The following is a 19,578-nucleotide window of genomic DNA, read 5'->3' as shown; positions in this document are numbered from 1 at the left end:
ATAAAAACAATGAAGATAAAACATTATATCATAGCGTTCTTCACCGCACTTCTATGCTCTCAGAATGCCTCAGCACAACAGAAGTTTAACGAGGTGTCCTACTCTCCGAGTGAAACGACCTTTCGTCTCATAGCACCTAGCAAGCCAACACTTCGCCTTTATGATGCTGGTACAGGAGGAAAAGCATACAAGAAGATAAAGATGGAACAAAGTGGAGAGAACACTTGGACTACAACTGTCAAAGGGAACCTCAAAGGTAAGTTCTATACTTTCGATATAGGACATGGCGAAACACCAGGTGTCTTTGCAAAGGCTGTAGGCTGTAACGGCATACGAGGTGCTGTTATTGATATGAAGGAGACCGATCCTACAGGATGGAATACCGACCACCGAGTACCAACTAAAAGTCCATCCGACCTTATTATATATGAGTTACATCATCGCGACTTCTCCATTGACCCTTCTTCTGGGTTGGTTCATAAAGGCAAATTCCTAGCTTTGACTGAGCAAAAGGCCATTGATTATCTAAAGAAATTAGGAGTTAACACCGTTCATATACTCCCTTCTTTCGATTTTGCATCAGTAGATGAGTCAAAACCAAACACACCTCAGTACAATTGGGGATATGATCCACTGAACTATAATGTGCCAGAAGGAAGTTACTCCTACGATGCTAACCTTCCAACACGCCGTATCAAAGAATTCAAACAGATGGTACAGGCATTACATAAGGCTGGCATCAGAGTGATACTTGACGTTGTTTACAATCACACTTTCGACCTGAAGAATAGTAATTTTGAGCGTACCTTCCCTAAGGCTTATTACCGTTATAAAGCTGATGGTACACCTTCTGACGGTTCTGGGTGCGGCAACGAAACAGCAAGTGAGAAGACTTTGATGCACGACTTCATGTTAGAGTCAATGAAGTATTGGGTGAAAGAATATCATATTGATGGCTTCCGAGTCGACCTTATGGGTGTCCATGACATCCAAACGATGAACGACATACGCCGTGAGCTCAATGCTATTGACCCTGGAATATTCATTTATGGAGAAGGATGGAGTGCTGGCACTTGCGCTTATCCACATGATAAACTGGCTATGAAAGCTGCTATTTCGCAGATGCCGGGCATAGCTGCCTTCTCAGATGATATCCGTGATGCCTTGCGTGGTCCGTTCTCTGATGATAAGAAAACTGGCTTTGTAGGTGGCATCGAAGGTCTGGAAGAGAGTTTAAAAGCAGGTATTGCGGGGATGATTGCCCATCCACAAGTAGATTACTCAAAGGTAAACTACTCTAAAAAACCGTATGCTACAGAGCCAACACAGATGATTGCTTACGTCAGTTGTCATGATGACCTGTGCCTTGTGGACCGTTTAAAAGCGTCAATACCCGAAGCTGAATATGATGAGAACGAACTGATACGCCTTGATGAACTTGCTCAAACAGCTGTATTGACATCACAAGGCGTACCATTCATACTTTCTGGTGAAGAGATGCTGCGTGATAAGAAGGGTGTCCACAACTCATTTAATTCACCTGATAGCATCAATCACCTTGACTGGAACAATCTCAAAGCATACCCTCAAGTATTCAATTACTATAGTGGATTAATCAATCTGCGTAAAAATCATCCTGCTTTCCGCCTTGGAAGTGCCGATCTTGTACGCAAACATTTGGAGTTCTTGCCTGTTCAGAAGTGCCTTGTAGCCTTCCATCTCAAAGGACATGCAGGTGGAGATAAGTGGAATAACATCTATGTTATCCTCAATGCCAACCCTGAATTGCGCACAGTAAATATCCCGAAGGGTAAATATACGATTGTATGCGCTAACGGTGAAGTCAAAGAATCAGGCCTTGGTGAAATGGAAGGAGGCGAAGTTACAGTAGATGGACAAAGTGCTTTGATTCTTCATGATTGATTATTAAAGGAGAAAAAAATAAGATAACAGATATTGTTATCAATCATAAAAGAGGGTTCATGCCTAACAAGCATGAACCCTCTTATCGTATTAGAACGTAATTGTCATACCCAATGACAAGGCTGTCTTACCTTTATAGACAGCTGGATGATCACTATCTTCACCAAAAGTCTTGAAGATATTCTGCTTCACCTGAGCATAAAGTCCGAAAGTCTCGCTAAAGTTATAACGAAGACCCACCTGCAGAGCACCAGTGCGAAGACCAATAGAAGCACCTGAATAAACATCCAATACCGAAGGCAACTTCATGAGTTCAGCCCAGTGATAATCACAATGAAAACTGAGATCATAGCCTGACAAAAAGCCATAGTCTTCTCCTTCACGGTCCTTAACATGCACATAAGTGACTTGTCCACCTAAGGATATATAGTCAGTAACGGCATAATCAGTACCAATTTCTACACCCGACTTGCCACCAACGTTAGCATATCCACCATAAACCTTCACATCACCTTCTCCATCCCAGGCTTGTGCATGAGAAGTTTGTGATACACAAAGGAAACAAGCCATCATGAACAGACTCGCAAGGAGATTACGTTTGCCAAATAAACACTTTACTTTCATAATCTTATTTATTTAATAGTATACTTCGTTACAGCAAATACCTTACGGCGTTCACCCGTCTTTGAGTTCTTCACAACTTGCTTTCCATAAACCAAGAAGTTGTCACCATACCAATGTTGTGAGTCAGAATAACGCATCTTTTTCACATCTTCGTCATCATTATCTGTCTCAATAAATTCAGAGGTACGGTCCTGAATCACCTTTCCATCAGCATTGTTAAAGAGCTTGGAAACCATCTTATTCCTATCTGTAAAGAGAAGATTGACATTCTTTCCCTTTAAACTTGCAGATACAAATCGCTTCACATAAAGAGGCATTGTACGTGGTTCCATCGGGAAACATTCGTCCCATAACAGATTACCTGACGCATCAAACTTTGCCAATACGGCATGGGTATAGTTATAACCAACAAATGTTGTCATAACCATATTACCCATTCTTGTTGTTGAATATACAGGGAAGTATGCCTCACCAAGATAGAAATAATCTTTTCCATCTGTCATAATTCGGTGTGAAGCCATCAGATATTTCAATGCATATTCCTTACCGGCTTTCTTTGCTTTTTCCTTCCTCCGCTCAATCTTAGCCTGCTTACGGTCACTCATATAGTCGGTAAAGTTCTTCAAATCAAGGAAGTTGTAGAACTTAATGTTATTAAACTTATTATCTTTCAACTCAGAGAAGAAGATACCTTCAGCGCCACCTTTCTTCGAACGAGAGTAGGTTCCCGTAACAAAATACTTGTCCCCAGCCTTTGAAGCAGAAGCTGAAATGATGCGTTCTGGCATGTCTGCCGTAAGATTGGTCGTACCTAACTCTTTTCCTTGCATATCAAGTCGTACCAACTGAATATCATTATCAGCGCTTACTAACGCATAGATGGTATTGTCTATCACGGTGTTCTCTAGAATAAAGATATTCTTATCCTTTACTTTAGGGAAATGAATATCTGCAAAATGGCTCTCACCTGTCTTCAGATTGATAATACCAATACGGTCTATCTTCTTCTGTGTTGAACTGAATACCACATTATCATTTGAAATGATCAGGTTGCGCATTGTTCCTTTTCGGGTATACTCACCATCTGTAACAGTAATCTTATGCGTCGTAGCATTAAAGGCAACAATCATAAACGTACCATCACTCTCACGCAATACGGTGTAGAGTACTCCGTTGTCAACGATGTTGGAATAGTAATACATCCCCTTGTCTATCAACATGGAGTCTGTGCTCACGGGGGTCATCATCGTTGAATAGAACTCGGTCTTAAAATAACGTTTGCCAGCTTTGGAATCTTTTGCAAACGACTGAATAACCAATCCTTTATCACCAATTGGCAGAACCAACTGATCTTCATAGTCAGCACGGTAGGGATATTCAATTCTTCCCGTCACCTGAGCAGTCATACTCATAACATGAGAGCATAACGCAAGTACACATAATAAAAGAGTTCTCATACTTTTTTGTAATAAGTTAATTAGTTATATATCTTCTTTTGAAACACTGTCAATACACCTTTTACATCTTAAACAATCGTCATTGTGGCTATGATAAAGCATCCTACAGAAAATTACAAAGGCTTTGTAATCTTATTACAAGCGCCTTGTAATACTATTACAGACGCCTTGTAATACTTCTACAAAGGGCTTGTAATTTCTTGTAAAGTGGCAAAGTGTCAACCATAAGCTTGTTTTGTTATTAGTAAATCAGCGTGAATCTATAAAAAAAGAGAGCCTATCATAGAAGACATCAATAGCCTATAGCTTGTCTTCTTATCGATATGCTCTCTTCGTATTATCATGAGTTAGTTTCTTTAATGGTCAGGCCCGAAAGGCAATTGTCAGAGAAGTCCTGCTCTGAACGGGGCGTCCGTTCTCCTGAGCTGGTGTCCATTTCGGCATGTTATTCGTCAAACGAACAGCCTGTTCCTTGTAGTAATCAACGCATTCTTTAAGAATCCGTTGTTGTTTTGCTGGTTCCATCTTCATAAAACGCTTGCTGGTTCCACGGGCATTCTTCACATCTGCAACACGAGCTCCCGTCACTGTTCCATCCATTTCAACATTGAAGACAACCGTAATGTCCATCTCTGCCTTTGCACGGAATGATGTTATGCTTGGACGTTGTGCCTTTGTAAAATACAGGTCAATGGCATCTTGACCTCCTTCGAAGGTTGGTAAAACATCCGTCTTACTTATTTTTGGTGCAGAAGCAACCTCCTCCAACTTTGCTTTCAGCTTGTCAATCTCTACTGTTCCAAGGACAATCTTACCATAAGGGTCGACAAGATACATGGAAGGAATCCAATCAATCCTGTATAACTTATCAATGTTTGTTTCCTTTCTGAACTTCTTAAGTTCACTGACCTGTGTCCAATTCATCTGATAACGGTTCCAATAAGTCTTTGCCCAAGCCTCCCTGTCTGTATCAAAAGAAATACCAATAAACTGCACACCGTGGTCACGGAACTGCTCATAGAGAGCTTTCATAGCAGGAATATCACGCCGACAGTCAGGGCACCAGCTTGCCCAGAAGTCCAATACTACGTAACTTCCACGATATTGACTTAGGCTTATCAACTTACCATCGTATGTTTTCAACTTGAAATCGGGTGCCTTTGCTCCTGATTTAAGCATATTAACAGCATACTTTGCATCCAGATCTTTCTTTTGATTAGAGTCTGCTGACTGTGCATGAACACCTGTTACTGACACGAACAGTGCGCAAAGGGCTGTGAAAAGAATCTTTCTCATATTTATTATTCCTTTGTTTTTATATTTCATACCATGCAAATTTAGGTTTTTATATCCAATAAAACAAGTTCATTATTAGTTTTTTTCTATCGTCAAAGTCTGGTCACAATAATCTACAACAGCTGGTCGGTGTGTGATGAATATAACAGTCTTGTCATGCTTAGAGAGAATATTCTTCAGCAACTGCCGTTCCGTCTCTGGGTCAAGGGCTGAGGTAGCCTCATCAAATATCATGATACTACGGTCACGAAGCAATGAACGTGCTATTGCAATACGCTGTGCCTGTCCTTCACTGAGGCCTCCTCCCTGTTCAGCACAAGGTGTTTCGAGTCCTAAAGGCAAATCAAAGACAAAGTCAGCACAGCTCTTTAACAGTACAGTCTTCATCTCTTCCTCCGTGGCATCAACCTTTCCAAGTAGTAAGTTCTCACGTATTGTCCCGCTAAGAAGCGTGTTCCCCTGTGGGACATACACGAAATTGGCACGGAGAAGAGGGCTTAACTCCGCATGTTTCTTGTTATTATAGATCTCGACTTTCCCACTCTGTGGCTTCACAAGTGCCAAAAGCATACGAACCAAAGTGGTTTTTCCTGCTCCGGTCTCACCGAGAATAGCCGTACAAGAACCGGGATAGAAATCGAACGAGAGGTCATTTAGGATATCACGTTCCCCGTCTTCATAGCGATAATGAACATGTGTGAGTCTGATTCCGCAAGGAGATTTAAGCTCAATGGGCTCACCTTGCTCCTCCAAAGGGTCTTCTTCTAATTCCATCAAACGCTCTGCTGCAGTAAATACAGAGACAAAAGCTGGTACAAGCTTCGTTAACTGACGTGCAGGGTTCTGTATTTTGTTCACCAATTGTAGGAAAGCTGTCATGCCACCGAAGGTCAATGAGCCCAGAGACATACGAAAAGCCGCCCATGTAAAAGCTACAAGATAACCAAAAGCAAAGCCAAAATTCAACACAAGATTAGAGAAAACAGAGAATTTCGTACGACGAACAACCTTACGACGCAGCTCACTTTGTGTGTCTTCCAGCTTATCAACAATCACTTCATCACTCTCTAACGTCTTAATAAGCATGCGGTGTTGAATCGTCTCTTGCAACACACTCTGTACTTTAGAGTCGGAGTTACGAACCTCACGAGTCAGTCTTCGCATCTGGCGAACATATATTTTACTCACCAAAACGAATATTGGAATCATCGCAACAATGAGAATTGCAAGCCTCCAGTCCATTGACATGAGGTAGAAAAAGGCTCCAAGGAACATTGCAAGCGTGGAAATAGAACTCGGAATGGTCTCTGTAAGGAAGCTGACAACATTGGATACGTCAAATTCCAAGCGGTTCAAGACGTCTCCACTGTGGTGTTTCTCTCTTCCATGCCACTCCGAACGCAGGATTCTATCAAGCATTTGCTGTTGCATTCGGTTCTGTGCTTTCACTCCAAGGAGGTTACGAACCCACACAGATGCCACACTTAGAGCAAAGTCACACAGTATCAAAACACCCATAATGCCCACTGCAGTATAGATACTACCCTCTATTACATGCGAAGCAACGTCTATAGCATGCTGAACAGCCCACACTGTAGCCAAAGAAACACCCACACTAAGAATACCAATAACGGCATTCAACACTGCCTGTGTACGGTTTCCACGCCACGCAAGCCACAACCAACGGAAGATTTCCTTTGTAGTATAACGCGTCTCAGGAATCTGAAAAAGTCTTTTTATCTTACTTATCATTCGCCTTTTTTCTAACTTAGAACTTTCTCATATCGGCTCCCCACATCAGTTTTTCACGTAATGTAGAGAAAAAACGCTGTCCATGAAGTTTCACAATATGAACTTTATAAGGAGCTTTTTTAATGGTTAAGACTACTCCTTCACTAATCTTTTCTGATCTACCATCAATGGCTGCAAGGATATTATGGCTACGACTTTCTACTTCAAGCTTTATTTCCACATCATCACTGATGACTATTGGACGAATATTTAACGTGTGTGGAGCCACGGGAGTCAGACTTAATATACCCGCTTGAGGCATGATGATAGGTCCACCAACTGATAAAGAATATGCAGTTGAACCCGTTGGGGTACTGATAACAAGCCCATCTGCGAGGTAAGTAACCAGATATTCTCCATTAACACTTGCCCTGATAGAGATCATTGAAGCTGTATCACGCTTCAGAATTGCAATATCATTTAATGCACAGGGACAACCTTCTAAAGACTCAGCACCAGCATCAAGCTGAATAACAACACGCTCTTCTATGTCATATTGCCCTGCAAAGATATTGTCCAGCATGGATATGACGTCGGCAGGAGCAACGTTTGCAAGGAATCCCAATCGCCCCATATTCACACCAATGATGGGTATTTGCTTAGCACCAACACTACTTGCAGCTTTCAGAAAAGTACCATCACCACCAAGGGAGATAACATAATCAGCATTAAAGTCAGAGCCCTTGAACAGGCCATCTACCTCTAAATCATCCTTCAGTTGGTGCTGTAAGGCATAGTAAAAGAACTGTTCCACATAGACTTCAGCACTGTGCTTGATCAGATAGTCAAGCATCTCCCATATCTGAATGGACTCTAAAGCCTTGGAACCATTCCCAAAAATGGCAAACCGCAGTTTCTTTTCAGCCATAAAAACGTACCTTTTAAATTTCTTTTAGCCTTACAAGACACACTAAACCATTAATATTTAGTATATTTGCAAATACATTAACATGTGCAAAATTAAAGATTTTAATTGAATCTATAGACTTAAAAGCGAAATATTATGGCAAAAGTGTATGAGTTTCTTGCGAACGGCTTCGAAGAAGTTGAGGCTTTAGCACCTGTAGATATCCTACGTCGGGGTGGTGTAGAAGTAAAGACTATTAGTGTAACTGGTAACCATTTGGTTGAATCATCACATGGAGTTACAATCAAAGCTGACCTTCTTTTTGAAGAAATTAGCAACTTCTCGGATGTAGACTTACTGATGTTGCCCGGCGGAATGCCTGGTTCCAAGAACCTAAATGAGCATGATGGGGTGCGAAAAGCTCTCAAAGAACAGTTCGAAAGTGGCAAAAGAGTAGCTGCGATATGTGCAGCACCATTGGTTTTAGCATCTGTTGGCTTGCTGAAAGGTAAGAAAGCAACAATCTATCCAGGTATGGAAAGCTATTTAGGAGACGACGCTGAATACACAGGAGCACTCGTACAGGAAGACGGAAACGTAACTACAGGTGGCGGTCCGGCTGCTTCTTTCCCCTATGCTTATAAGCTTTTAAGCTACTTCATACCACAGGAGAAGGTTGAAGAAATAAAGAAAGGAATGATTTACGACCGATTAATAAGCAGCAAATAAGTCGTAAGGATGAGCAATTATGTTATCATTGTAGCAGGCGGAAAGGGATTGCGTATGGGGTCAGACATACCCAAACAGTTCCTTCCCGTAGGCAATAAGCCCGTCCTGATGCGCACAATAAGTCGCTTTCATGAGTATGACAAGTCGATAAACATTATCCTTGTTTTGCCAAAAGAGCAACAAGCGTATTGGAAAGAGTTATGTGACAAATATCATTTCGACGAAGAATACACACTGACAGATGGAGGGGACACACGTTTCCAATCATCGAAGAATGGCTTAATGATGATACCTGATGGCGAAGAGGGACTCGTAGGTATTCATGATGGAGTACGTCCGTTTGTCTCTATAAGCACCATTGCACGCTGTTATGATACTGCTGAAGACACCTATGCAGCAATACCAGTCATGCCAGTAACCGACACTTTACGTTATATAGATAAGCAAGGAGGAGGGAAAAACGTACTGCGAAGCGACTATCGAGTGGTACAAACGCCACAGGTTTTCGACATTGCGCTGGCACGTCAGGCTTTCCAGGTAGAGTATCAGCCATGTTTTACGGATGATGCAAGTGTTGTTGAAAGCCTTGGATGCCAAGTTGCAATGGTTGAAGGGAATCGGGAAAACATCAAGATTACCACTCCTTTCGACCTTAAAATAGCTGAAGTATTAATTAAAGAATAGGTTCAAGAGGGGGAAAGAAGAGTATATTCTCGCAAGAAAAAGACCTTATGGACATACTATCACAGGACATCATGTATCTACCGGGGGTAGGTCCGAAACGAAAAGAGATTCTAAGCAAGGAGCTTGGAATCACTACTTATCGTGATCTTTTGGAATATTTCCCCTATAAATACGTAGATCGTACAAAGGTTTATCTTATCTCTGAGCTTTCACAAGACATGCCTTTCGTCCAAATTAAAGGGCAAATCCTCAGCTTTGAGGAGGCTGATATGGGCAGAAGGAAGAAGAGAATCATCGCACACTTTAGTGATGGACATGGCATTTGTGACCTTGTTTGGTTCAACGGAACAAAGTATATCTATCAAAACTACCAAATAGGGAAAGACTATATCGTCTTTGGTAAGCCTACTTTCTTCAATGGTAGGTTCCAATTCACGCACCCTGACATTGACGATGCAAGTCAGTTGCAACTCAATGACATGGGGATGCAACCTTTTTATATCACCACAGAGAAGATGAAAAAGGCTGGCATCAACTCGCGTGCCATGGAGAAACTGACGAAAATGCTCATCAGTAAGCTCACAACACCTCTCGAAGAGACGCTCCCACCATTCATAACAACACATCTTCACCTTATCTCTCGTGATGATGCCATGCGGAAAATACATTATCCTAAGTCGGTCGATGATACACAAAGAGCACGTGTTCGATTGAAATTTGAGGAACTGTTCTATGTCCAACTTAACATTCTTCGATACGCAAGTGACCACCGCCGTAAGTACAGAGGGTATATTTTCAACCATATAGGAGCACAATTCAACTGGTTTTATACAAAGAATCTTCCTTTTGAACTTACTGGTGCACAGAAAAGAGTGATGCATGAGATAAGGGCAGACATGGCAAGTGGAAGACAGATGAACCGTCTTCTGCAAGGTGATGTAGGCTCTGGGAAAACACTTGTTGCACTGATGTCTATGCTAATAGCCATTGACAACGGCTATCAAGCTTGCATGATGGCACCAACAGAGATACTTGCAGAACAGCACTTACAGACGATCAAGGAGTTTCTGAAGGGTATGAACCTTCGCGTGGAACTACTGACGGGGATCATAAAGGGCAAAAAACGCAAGGAAGTTTTGGACGGATTGCTGGATGGTTCAGTAAATATTGTTGTAGGAACGCATGCTATCATAGAGGACAAGGTACAATTCCACAGTCTCGGAATGGCTGTTATTGATGAGCAACATCGCTTCGGTGTGGCTCAAAGGGCTAAGCTATGGAGCAAGAGTGAGAACCCTCCACACGTCCTTGTAATGACAGCTACGCCCATCCCGCGTACCCTTGCAATGACCATTTATGGTGATTTGGATGTCAGCGTAATCGACGAATTACCCCCAGGACGCAAACCTATACAGACGATTCACAAGTATGATGACCAGATGGTAAGCCTTTATCAAGGTATACGCCAGCAGATAAACCTCGGCAGACAAGTATATATCGTGTTCCCACTCATCAAAGAAAGTGAGAAAATGGACCTCAAGAACCTTGAAGACGGATATCATGCAATGTGTGAAGTCTTCCCGGAATTCAAGTTAAGTAAGATACATGGGAAGATGAAAGATAAGGAGAAGGAGGAGGAGATGCAGAAGTTCGTAAACGGGACTACTCAGATTCTCGTCGCTACAACAGTAATAGAGGTGGGAGTCAACGTACCCAATGCAAGCGTAATGATCATACTTGATGCACAGCGTTTCGGACTATCACAGCTTCATCAGCTCCGTGGACGAGTAGGACGTGGCGCTGAACAAAGCTATTGCATACTCGTTACCAATCACAAACTGACGAAAGAAACCAGCAAACGCATAGATATAATGTGTGACACTAACGATGGTTTTGAGATTGCAGAAGCCGACTTAAAACTCCGTGGACCTGGTGATCTGGAAGGTACACAACAAAGTGGTGTTGCCTTCGACCTCAAGATTGCCGACATAGCACGGGACGGTCAGATTGTCCAAATGGCACGGGAAGAAGCCCAGAAAATTATTGATGACGATCCAACTTGCCAGAAAAGCGAATATAATTTACTTTGGAATAGATTAAAAATGTTAAGAAATACTAATATTAATTGGGCTGCAATTTCTTGATAAAGATTGGGCTTTTTACCCTAAAACCGCCTAAAACTCCTCACTTGATTTACATTATTCAAGCATAATAATACATAAAAACTCCTTGTTAAAACCCCTATAAAAACTGTTAACCTGCAATTTTTTCTACATTTTTTCGTTATCTTTGCGACGTCTTTTAGTTCAGAATTGGACAAAAATGACGTCCATTACTGGATTATTAGTGAATAAATGAGACTCATTTGCCTCATATCCTTGACATAATAAACCGAAATAAAATAACTTAATTATGAAGTTAGGAAATATAGTTAGAGCCTTTGCGCTTACTTCGCTCTTTGCTCTAACATCACATACAGCAAATGCTCAAGACTTGCTTGCACGTCAAGCACCAATCGACAGACGAGCCAAAGCTCTTGACACTGTGGTTATCACTCGCTTACGCGAGGCTGAGGAAATAGACGAACCATCATCAGAACTCTATAACGACTGGAACAACGTATATGCACACAGGGCTGGTACACTGCCTGATGTCTATAAGATTGATTTACGTGGGTTCTGCATGCCAACACCAAGTCGCGTCATAACAAGTAACTTCGGACGCCGTTGGGGACGTCACCACCAAGGATTAGACATCAAAGTTTATATCGGTGACACTATCCGTGCAGCCTTCTCTGGTAAAGTACGTGTAGTAAAATACGACGGAAATGGCTATGGAAAGTACATTGTTATACGACATAGCAATGGTCTTGAGACCATTTATGGACACCTCTCTAAGCAGATTGTATCTGTCAATCAGACTGTTCGTGCAGGACAACCAATCGGTTTAGGCGGTAATACTGGGCGTTCTACAGGTTCTCACCTGCACTTTGAGACACGTCTTTGTGGCGTTGCTTTGAACCCAGCACTATTCTTTGACTTTGCTCATCAGGACGTAACTGGCGACTATTATGTATTCCGTCGCAGTACGGTTGCACAAGAATCAGAACGTGCTACAGCTGCTCGCGGTACATCATCAAGCCTCGGTTACTCTCGTGAAAATATACAGGGGAAGCGTGGACAACGGTATTCATCTTATCAGCCGAAGACCTATAACACAGACTTCTCGAGTCATACACCTCGTTCTGAGGCTTATGCTGAAAGCGGAAAGATTCTCTATCATAAGGTTGCCAATGGTGAAACCTTAGAGTCAATAGCCAAACAACACGGCATAACGCTTGACCAAATCTGCCGATTGAACCGTTTGGGACGATTTACAAGAGTGGTAGAAGGACAGCTTCTGACTATCAGTAAGTAGCGATTCAAGCTATAATAAGAAATACAACAGCCTCGATAGACGCACGTCTATCGAGGCTGTTTGCATATATACATACGCAACCTGCGGAGCAGTCCTATAGAGAAAGGGAAGCAATTCTTTGATAAGCATGCAAGACATAGACGGCTTCTTTGTAAAATAATTTAGCCTATGACATTTTAATAGGGCATCTTTTGGCTTCTAAAAGATGCCCTTTTGCATTGTAAAAGGTGCCCTTTTAGCATGTAAAAGACGCCCTTTTACAACCTAAAAGACACCCTTTTACAAGGCCTCATGTAACTATCTGATAATGCAGTGGTTACAAAGTCGAGAAAAGACCATTTCCTGTTATTTTATTCTTCTTTGTGTTTTCCAAACTGTAAGTTTACTTTACTCCAGTAAACTTACACCCTCCTACTCTCTTCCTCACCCTTTTACACCTTATTATAATATGTGCAAAGACATCTGAGAAGGGCATTATCAAACAGGCTTCTTTGAGTTGATTAACTCAAAGAAGCCTGCCTATTCATACGTTTGGTATAAGGTACAACAGATGTACCTCACACCAAATCCAAGTAATTAGATGGTTTACTTCTCGTCTACCGTGTCTGGTTTAAAGGCATCTGAGATACCTTTACCAAGCTTCTTGAAGAAATTCTTACCACCCTGACCTATCTTTCTGGTCGCCTTACCGACAGATTTCGCACCGTCCTTAACGGCATGACCGACACCACGTGACACACTGCGGAATCCGTCTCTTACCTCATCTGCAGCTGACTCATCGTCATCATCGATCCTCGTCGTGGTACGAGTGGTGGTCTTTGTAGTGGTCTTCTTAGGAGCAGGAGTCTGCTTTACCACACGCTCCGTTGACCTTCCATGTGCCCTAACGAGACGTGGTGAGGCACCAGCGATACCACTATACTCTGTCTGAGCAGATGCAGAAAGGCATATGACAGACATTACTACTAACACTTTCATCCTGATTTTTCTCATTGTCTCTCCTTTTTTTATTGGTTAAACAATTACTTAATAACACTGCGCAGAGCAAACCACGCATGCAACAGCAGGGTATGCACCAGTCCGTAATGCCGCTTCATAACTTCAAAACGCTCTTGAAGCGACTCCTTATGGTGCAGGGTTGTTTGCCCTTCCTGCATATAATCAGCCACAATGGCATGAATATTTCTTAATAATAGATGACGATGCTCACCTTCTTTCATCACCCTAATACACCAATCTACATCTGCAGAATAGCGGAATGACGTGTCATAAGGTAACGCTTTGGCTATATCTGTTCGTGCATAAAACGCCTGATGACACACCAACATACCATAACGGAACGAGCGCCATGTGAGCCGTTCGGGTGGACTGAGCCGACGATGACAAAGGAAATTACCCTTGGAATCGATGATATCAGTATCACCAAAGAGGACAGCCGGTAGTTCTTCACCGTCTCCAACCTCTGCAGCTAAAGCCACTTTGTCAAGTGTTTCAGGTGCCGGAAAACGGTCGCCTGCATTCAGAAAGACAACATAATCACCTGTCGCCTGCTGCAATCCTTTGTTCATAGCAAAGTAAAGTCCTCCATCAGGTTCGCTCTTTATCTTCACGACATGCCCATTCTCAGCCTCATCGGACTGACGCTTATAAGCCTCAGCTATACTGACTGTATTGTCTGTAGAGGCTCCATCAATAATGAGATGTTCAACATGAACATAGTCTTGCATAAGGACACTGTCTAACGTTGGTTGTAGAACGTCCTCCGCATTATAGGTTATTGTGACTACAGAAAATGTGATCATAGATGGAAACTCTTAAAGGCCATAGCCTCATTATATACTTCAATATATTGCATAGCAACGCTACGTTGTGAATAGTTACGCTGTACTTTCCCTACAGCCGACTCGGAAAGCTCTGCGTATTCAGCCTCCTCAAGCACCCAATGTAGGCCTCTGGCAAGGTCGTCTGCATTACGATATTCTGCTACGTAACCGTTCTTTTTATGGTCAATCTCCTCTGGAATACCACCAACTTTAAAGCCTACACAAGGCACACCACATGCCATTGCCTCCATGATAGTATTGGGTAGATTCTCCGAAAGTGAAGGTAATACGAACACATCGGTGGCATTGTAGATGTCAACAATCTGTCGGGTGTCATTCACATAGCCTAACTCATAGACCTTAAAATCAAACAATTCCTGTAACCCTTCACCATGTCCGCCCAGTACTGCAACGACAACTTCATCTCGCATCTCAGGATTCTCTGCTACCATTTTGTGACAAGCATCAATGAGATAGCTGATACCTTTATTCACATTATCAATACGTTGTGATGCGAAAAGAATGACTTTCTTATCCAAAGGTAGCTTGGTTCGCACTCGTGCCTGCCGCTTATCAGACGGTCGGAAGACGTGTGTATCAATTGGATTCGGAATGGTTTGAATCAATTGATTACTCAGAATAGCACTTTTACGTGCCTCTTTCTCAAGCCATTTACTGCAGGTAACAAATGAAATGTTGCCCCTTTTGAGGACCTCCTTCTTATGATGAAGTACCCGATAGGATAGATCATGGGATGAACCTCCATTGGGAAGAAGACGACAATTGCCACAATACGACTGATAACGCTGGCAGTTTAGCGTGATATGACAGATACCTGTAGCAGGCCAAATATCATGCATTGTCCACACAACAGGCTTGCCGCTATCAAGAATCTTACGTATTCCTTTCAACGAAAGCATACCTTGATTTATCCAAGAGAGATGGATTATGTCTGCTTCCTTGAACTCTGGGAGCTGTGTAATGTCCACTCCTGCATTGGCAATATCAATCTCAAAGAGATGTTTTCGGCTGAAATGAGAGTACCAGAAGACACACCAACGCTCCCAAAGAAAATAAAATTGGTTGCGTAAGGGGTGAGATAATCCAACGACAGTAATATCATCTGTCAGCTTATCACGTACTAACATCTTTGCTTTTACCCCGCTGTTGTTCAGAGCATCCTTGAGTCGGTTAGCAGCAACAGCTGCTCCACCGGTCTTCTCGCTGGTATTTACAATCAGTACTCGCATTCTTTTGTTCCTTTACCGCAAAGTTACAAGAAAACAAATAAACATACAAGAAAAGTAATAAAATATTAGTTGTTTGCGTACACAAGCAGTTGATTTGCGTCAAGAAAGATGTATTTTCTGCATAATTCATACTAAATTAGTTGCGAAAAACATGAAAACCACCTACCTTTGCATTGTCAAAAGGTTAATAGATTGTTTAGGTTAGTAGTAATAGATTTAGGTTTTTAGTTATTTTATTAAGGTAAACGTTTAACGATTGATCTAGGATGACAAAGGTGACCGTGAGGTTCCCTTTCATTAAAAAGGATTTCTAGTTAAACATACTACAGACGCCGATGCTCGATGAGAGTATCGGCGTTCTTCTTTTATCACATCATTCGTTCTATAACAAAGTCTTTGTTATATAGGTTTCGTCTTACTTTACCCTTCACTTTCATAAGGTTTCCCTTTGTATCATAGTAATATTCATAAGCGTCAATCTTGGTTTTCAAGTCCTGAATAGCTGGGTCCGAATCATCTACTAGGTCATCTTCTTTTACTTCAGGATCGCCCTTAAGCGTGATGATAGTCCCCTGTTCATTCTTTGATATACTGTAAGTTCCATAATCACCAAGCAGATCGAAATATCCTCTACCTGTAGTATCGCCTTCCTCAAAGTACATCTCTGGAGCTATAATAGCGTCCAATTCAGGCAAATACTGCAGAGCTCCATCGTCAATAAACTCATCCAGATGGAACAAAAGACTCTCTCCTTCAGTTGTACCCATCGTCTCATCCGTCACCTTACTGAATCTTTTATCCCTCTTCCAGCTTGCTTCACACCACTTTTTAAGATTCTTATACCATTGATCAAACTGATTCTTATCCTTTATTTCGACGCTGGTTTCACCTGTCAGATTACTTGTTTCAATAATAAAATGCTGTTTAAGCATCTGTTTCAGCACCTTAACTTCAAGGTTATTCAGTTCCCTATCATAAGCACTTGATGCCCAACCTGGTTGCTTAACATCGAGTCCTTCCACTATACACTCTATCCGATAAACATCACCAACCGCCAAGGGTACGAGCTTAAAGGCATGGGTTCCTGTTATCCAGTCCATATCACTATCTACTTTAATACGATAAGTAAGCATATCCCCCACTCTATATTGTGATGGAAGCAAGGGCTTGTAAGGTGGCTCTTTTACTACAGACGCTTGCAAACGCTTCATAAACAAATTACCATCCGACACGTTCTTAGCCTCTTGCCAGAAAGAGATATTCCTGTTGACAGGCACATTCTCCTTGTCTATAGGCCATCGTAACTCACCATCAATCACCATATACACATCATCTTTCTGCGGATTATTATAGAGCCTGATCAATCGTTTTGCATCCTGCCGAGTGAGCTTCAGGGAGCCAGTAACACTACCTTCAGAACTCTCCTCCTTATGTACTGCCGTGAACGAAGCTGATGGTATGGCATAAGGAGACTTCTTATCCAAGGCACAAAGGATTGACCAACCATCCATCATCCTATTCAAACCAAAACCAAACATATAACGTGAAGTATCATATAGCTGCTTCTCTCGGGCTAATTTCAGCAACTTCATCACCGTATTTTCATCCTGTGGATTCACTTGAACGTACGAAGTTTGAGTGGCTGCGCCATCCTCTCCATTATCAGCAGCCTCTGCTGCTGCAGCTGCAACATACCCTTCGGTATCGGGTAAAGTACCGAAACGCTTTTTGAAAGCAGCAGTTGAATCTGCCTCTCCAGCATCTTCATTATTATAAATCTCATCATTGAAACGCCCGAAATACTTCTCCAAAGGTCGGGTAGTGATATGCTTCTGATAGGGCAAAAGCTTATCACTAATTGATTTTAGCAGCTCATGTGGGTCGTGCAAAACGGGATAGAAGGATATTTGTACGGGCTTCAAGCTTTGTGCAATGGTCAGTTGCAGACAGCTAACAAATACCGATAAGACAAAGATTATACGTTTCATAGAGTTTATAAGTTTGATTGTTTGTATTCAAAATTAGCACTTCATTTATTATCAAGACTATCTTACGCGTTCTATCAGAAAGCTATAACCATCACCATTCGCCCCACTCTCGCTCTTCTCTTTCGCTTTTGGGTTGGCTGTCCACTGATATTCTAACCGTTGTATGAGCCCTTGTTTATCAATATAATAGACATAACTCTCAAACGCAGGACTATTCTTATCCTTTGATTTGAGTGCAATTACATATCCATTATCCTTGTTTGTTATCGTGTAATCTACTAAATTATTCACACAAGGGAAGTAACAAGTACCCTGTGTCTGACCCTCTGAAAAGAAATTATCCAGCACTGTCATAACAGTCAACTCAGGTAACTGAAGTGCCATATTATCGCTTGAGAAAAACGAACTCTGCTTGTCTAACAACTCTTCTACCATCTGTTTTGAGAACATTTTCATCTCCTCTTTGCTTGCGCCATACTGTTCTGCATTGGCTATCAGATAGGATTCCATTCCTTTAGAGAACGCCTCTTGGTCCTTAAGGTTCGAAACAGTGGTGTGCGTAGACAGGTCAGTCTCTATCATGACGCTATTCTTGCGAAACAAATAACGGGCTTGGTCTATTATTTCTTGGAAGGCTTTATCACTCTTACCAGCCTCTTCATACATAGGATAGGATATATCTGGAATACACTCTATGCGTGTTATTTTATCGTTTACAAGCCTTGGAATTAATTGGAAAATATGTGAGTTCTTCAACTCACTCCCCCCTTGTTTGGCTGTAAAACGATAAGTTAAAGTATCACCTATCACGTATTGTGCACGATAAAGGGGCGCAAGAGATGCCTCACTCACAGCAGATGAATTCAGATGACGCACAACATCTTCTGCCTTATCTGCACTCATCTCCTGCGGAAGTTCTAAGTTAAGAGTAGAAACGCCACTGTTAACGAACATTGAGGTGAGGAACTCTCCATACAACAAGAATACGATATTGTTATCAACTTCATCATAAGTCAGCTTTGTAAAAGCCGACGCTGCATCACGAGTAAGGTCTAGCAGAAAGACGGGATTACCATCACGGCTCATGCCATTACGCACGTCTGTGAACGAAAGAGAGGGGATTGCCGATGGACTTTTTAGGTCTATAACGTGCAAATTATACAAATGCTTATCCGAAAGAGACTGAGATAGCAAGATACGATAGTGTGTTGTATCATATAAACTCTGCTCTTTGGCTATGTTTAAAAGGCTAAGTACCGCACTTTTATTCGTTTCAGAAACATAGAAGATAGCATCATCTGTAGGAGAGCTTTTAGCCTTATCAGCCTCTGATTCATCCGAATCATAAGTACTTCCAGAGTCTATATAACCCAACAAATCAATAAGTGACTTTGAAGTTACACATCCCTTAAAAGGCAACAATTTCTTATTAATTGAACGAATAAGGCTTGCTACATTCTTTACTGAAGGATAGACTGATAAAGGTACAAGCTTATCATTTTGTGCAAAGCTTACTTGCAAAAGACCGAGAAACAAAAAGAAAAACAGGATAACACGTTTCATAAAAACCTTTAAGTTAGTTATTTGAAACAAAGATAAGTATAAACATTGACACTTCAAAATAACTAGACAGAAACATCAAATAATCATCTTTCTAGTGGTAATCTCATTCATTTTAGATGATGGGACATGGTATTACAGAAAATTACAAAGGCCTTGTAGAAGTATTACAGACGGCTTGTAGAAAGA

At 41.7% G+C, this 19,578-nt stretch carries 15 protein-coding genes; 5 read left to right on the top strand and 10 right to left on the bottom strand.

The genetic code is table 11. The features are described 5' to 3' along the window. The first annotated feature begins 9 nt into the window (after positions 1 to 9). Entirely contained in the window at positions 10 to 1,923 is a 1,914-nt protein-coding gene (gene pulA, locus ACZ48L_RS06860; protein WP_219448517.1) for a type I pullulanase, read from the top strand. A 90-nt stretch (positions 1,924 to 2,013) separates the two neighbouring features. Here pulA and ACZ48L_RS06855 read toward each other — a convergent pair whose 3' ends face one another. The 5 genes from ACZ48L_RS06855 to ACZ48L_RS06835 all read right to left on the bottom strand — a co-directional run bounded on the left by ACZ48L_RS06855 (position 2,014) and on the right by ACZ48L_RS06835 (position 7,959). Further along, complete coding sequence (locus ACZ48L_RS06855) at positions 2,014 to 2,547, bottom strand: DUF6646 family protein (protein ID WP_025791462.1); 534 nt, start codon at positions 2,545 to 2,547, stop codon at positions 2,014 to 2,016. 8 nt (positions 2,548 to 2,555) lie between these two features. Beyond that, the gene (locus ACZ48L_RS06850; RefSeq protein ID WP_025791463.1) at positions 2,556 to 4,004 is read right to left on the bottom strand and encodes a hypothetical protein; all 1,449 of its coding nucleotides are present in this window, start codon (positions 4,002 to 4,004) and stop codon (positions 2,556 to 2,558) included. Between the two features lie 363 nt (positions 4,005 to 4,367). Further along, positions 4,368 to 5,300 carry a peroxiredoxin family protein gene (locus ACZ48L_RS06845; protein ID WP_025791464.1) on the bottom strand — a complete coding sequence of 311 codons (933 nt, stop codon included), beginning with the start codon at positions 5,298 to 5,300 and terminating at the stop codon, positions 4,368 to 4,370. A gap of 75 nt (positions 5,301 to 5,375) precedes the next feature. Next, positions 5,376 to 7,052 carry an ABC transporter ATP-binding protein gene (locus tag ACZ48L_RS06840; protein ID WP_025791466.1) on the bottom strand — a complete coding sequence of 559 codons (1,677 nt, stop codon included), beginning with the start codon at positions 7,050 to 7,052 and terminating at the stop codon, positions 5,376 to 5,378. A gap of 16 nt (positions 7,053 to 7,068) precedes the next feature. Next, a complete protein-coding gene (locus ACZ48L_RS06835) occupies positions 7,069 to 7,959 on the bottom strand; it encodes an NAD kinase (RefSeq protein ID WP_025791467.1) in 891 nt (296 codons plus the stop codon). 135 nt (positions 7,960 to 8,094) lie between these two features. On the opposite strand from ACZ48L_RS06835, the gene ACZ48L_RS06830 reads away from it, so the two are divergent. The 4 genes from ACZ48L_RS06830 to ACZ48L_RS06815 all read left to right on the top strand — a co-directional run bounded on the left by ACZ48L_RS06830 (position 8,095) and on the right by ACZ48L_RS06815 (position 12,768). Beyond that, entirely contained in the window at positions 8,095 to 8,667 is a 573-nt protein-coding gene (locus ACZ48L_RS06830; RefSeq protein ID WP_008823574.1) for a DJ-1 family glyoxalase III, read from the top strand. A 9-nt stretch (positions 8,668 to 8,676) separates the two neighbouring features. After that, positions 8,677 to 9,351, top strand: a complete 675-nt coding sequence (locus ACZ48L_RS06825) for a 2-C-methyl-D-erythritol 4-phosphate cytidylyltransferase (RefSeq protein ID WP_025791468.1) — start codon at positions 8,677 to 8,679, stop codon at positions 9,349 to 9,351. A gap of 47 nt (positions 9,352 to 9,398) precedes the next feature. After that, positions 9,399 to 11,495, top strand: a complete 2,097-nt coding sequence (recG, locus tag ACZ48L_RS06820) for an ATP-dependent DNA helicase RecG (RefSeq protein WP_025791469.1) — start codon at positions 9,399 to 9,401, stop codon at positions 11,493 to 11,495. A gap of 268 nt (positions 11,496 to 11,763) precedes the next feature. Further along, positions 11,764 to 12,768, top strand: coding sequence for a peptidoglycan DD-metalloendopeptidase family protein (locus ACZ48L_RS06815; RefSeq protein ID WP_025791471.1), 1,005 nt, complete (start codon positions 11,764 to 11,766; stop codon positions 12,766 to 12,768). 585 nt (positions 12,769 to 13,353) lie between these two features. On the opposite strand, the gene ACZ48L_RS06810 is transcribed toward ACZ48L_RS06815, so the two are convergent. The 5 genes from ACZ48L_RS06810 to ACZ48L_RS06790 form a co-directional block, all read right to left on the bottom strand. Further along, positions 13,354 to 13,761: a hypothetical protein gene (locus tag ACZ48L_RS06810; protein WP_219524000.1), complete on the bottom strand. Its 408-nt coding sequence runs from the start codon at positions 13,759 to 13,761 to the stop codon at positions 13,354 to 13,356. 29 nt (positions 13,762 to 13,790) lie between these two features. Beyond that, positions 13,791 to 14,570, bottom strand: a complete 780-nt coding sequence (locus ACZ48L_RS06805; RefSeq protein ID WP_025791472.1) for a glycosyltransferase family 2 protein — start codon at positions 14,568 to 14,570, stop codon at positions 13,791 to 13,793. After that, the gene (locus ACZ48L_RS06800) at positions 14,567 to 15,841 is read right to left on the bottom strand and encodes a glycosyltransferase family 4 protein (RefSeq protein WP_025791473.1); all 1,275 of its coding nucleotides are present in this window, start codon (positions 15,839 to 15,841) and stop codon (positions 14,567 to 14,569) included. The genes ACZ48L_RS06805 and ACZ48L_RS06800 overlap by 4 nt, the downstream gene beginning before the upstream one ends. 368 nt (positions 15,842 to 16,209) lie before the next feature. Continuing rightward, positions 16,210 to 17,829, bottom strand: coding sequence for a hypothetical protein (locus ACZ48L_RS06795; protein ID WP_025791475.1), 1,620 nt, complete (start codon positions 17,827 to 17,829; stop codon positions 16,210 to 16,212). Between the two features lie 57 nt (positions 17,830 to 17,886). Next, the gene (locus ACZ48L_RS06790; RefSeq protein ID WP_025791476.1) at positions 17,887 to 19,392 is read right to left on the bottom strand and encodes a hypothetical protein; all 1,506 of its coding nucleotides are present in this window, start codon (positions 19,390 to 19,392) and stop codon (positions 17,887 to 17,889) included. Between the last annotated feature and the right edge of the window lie 186 nt (positions 19,393 to 19,578).

Source organism: Prevotella histicola, from assembly GCF_055385135.1.
Note: the sequence above shows the minus strand (reverse complement) of the source record. Positions and strands in the feature narration are given on the sequence as shown.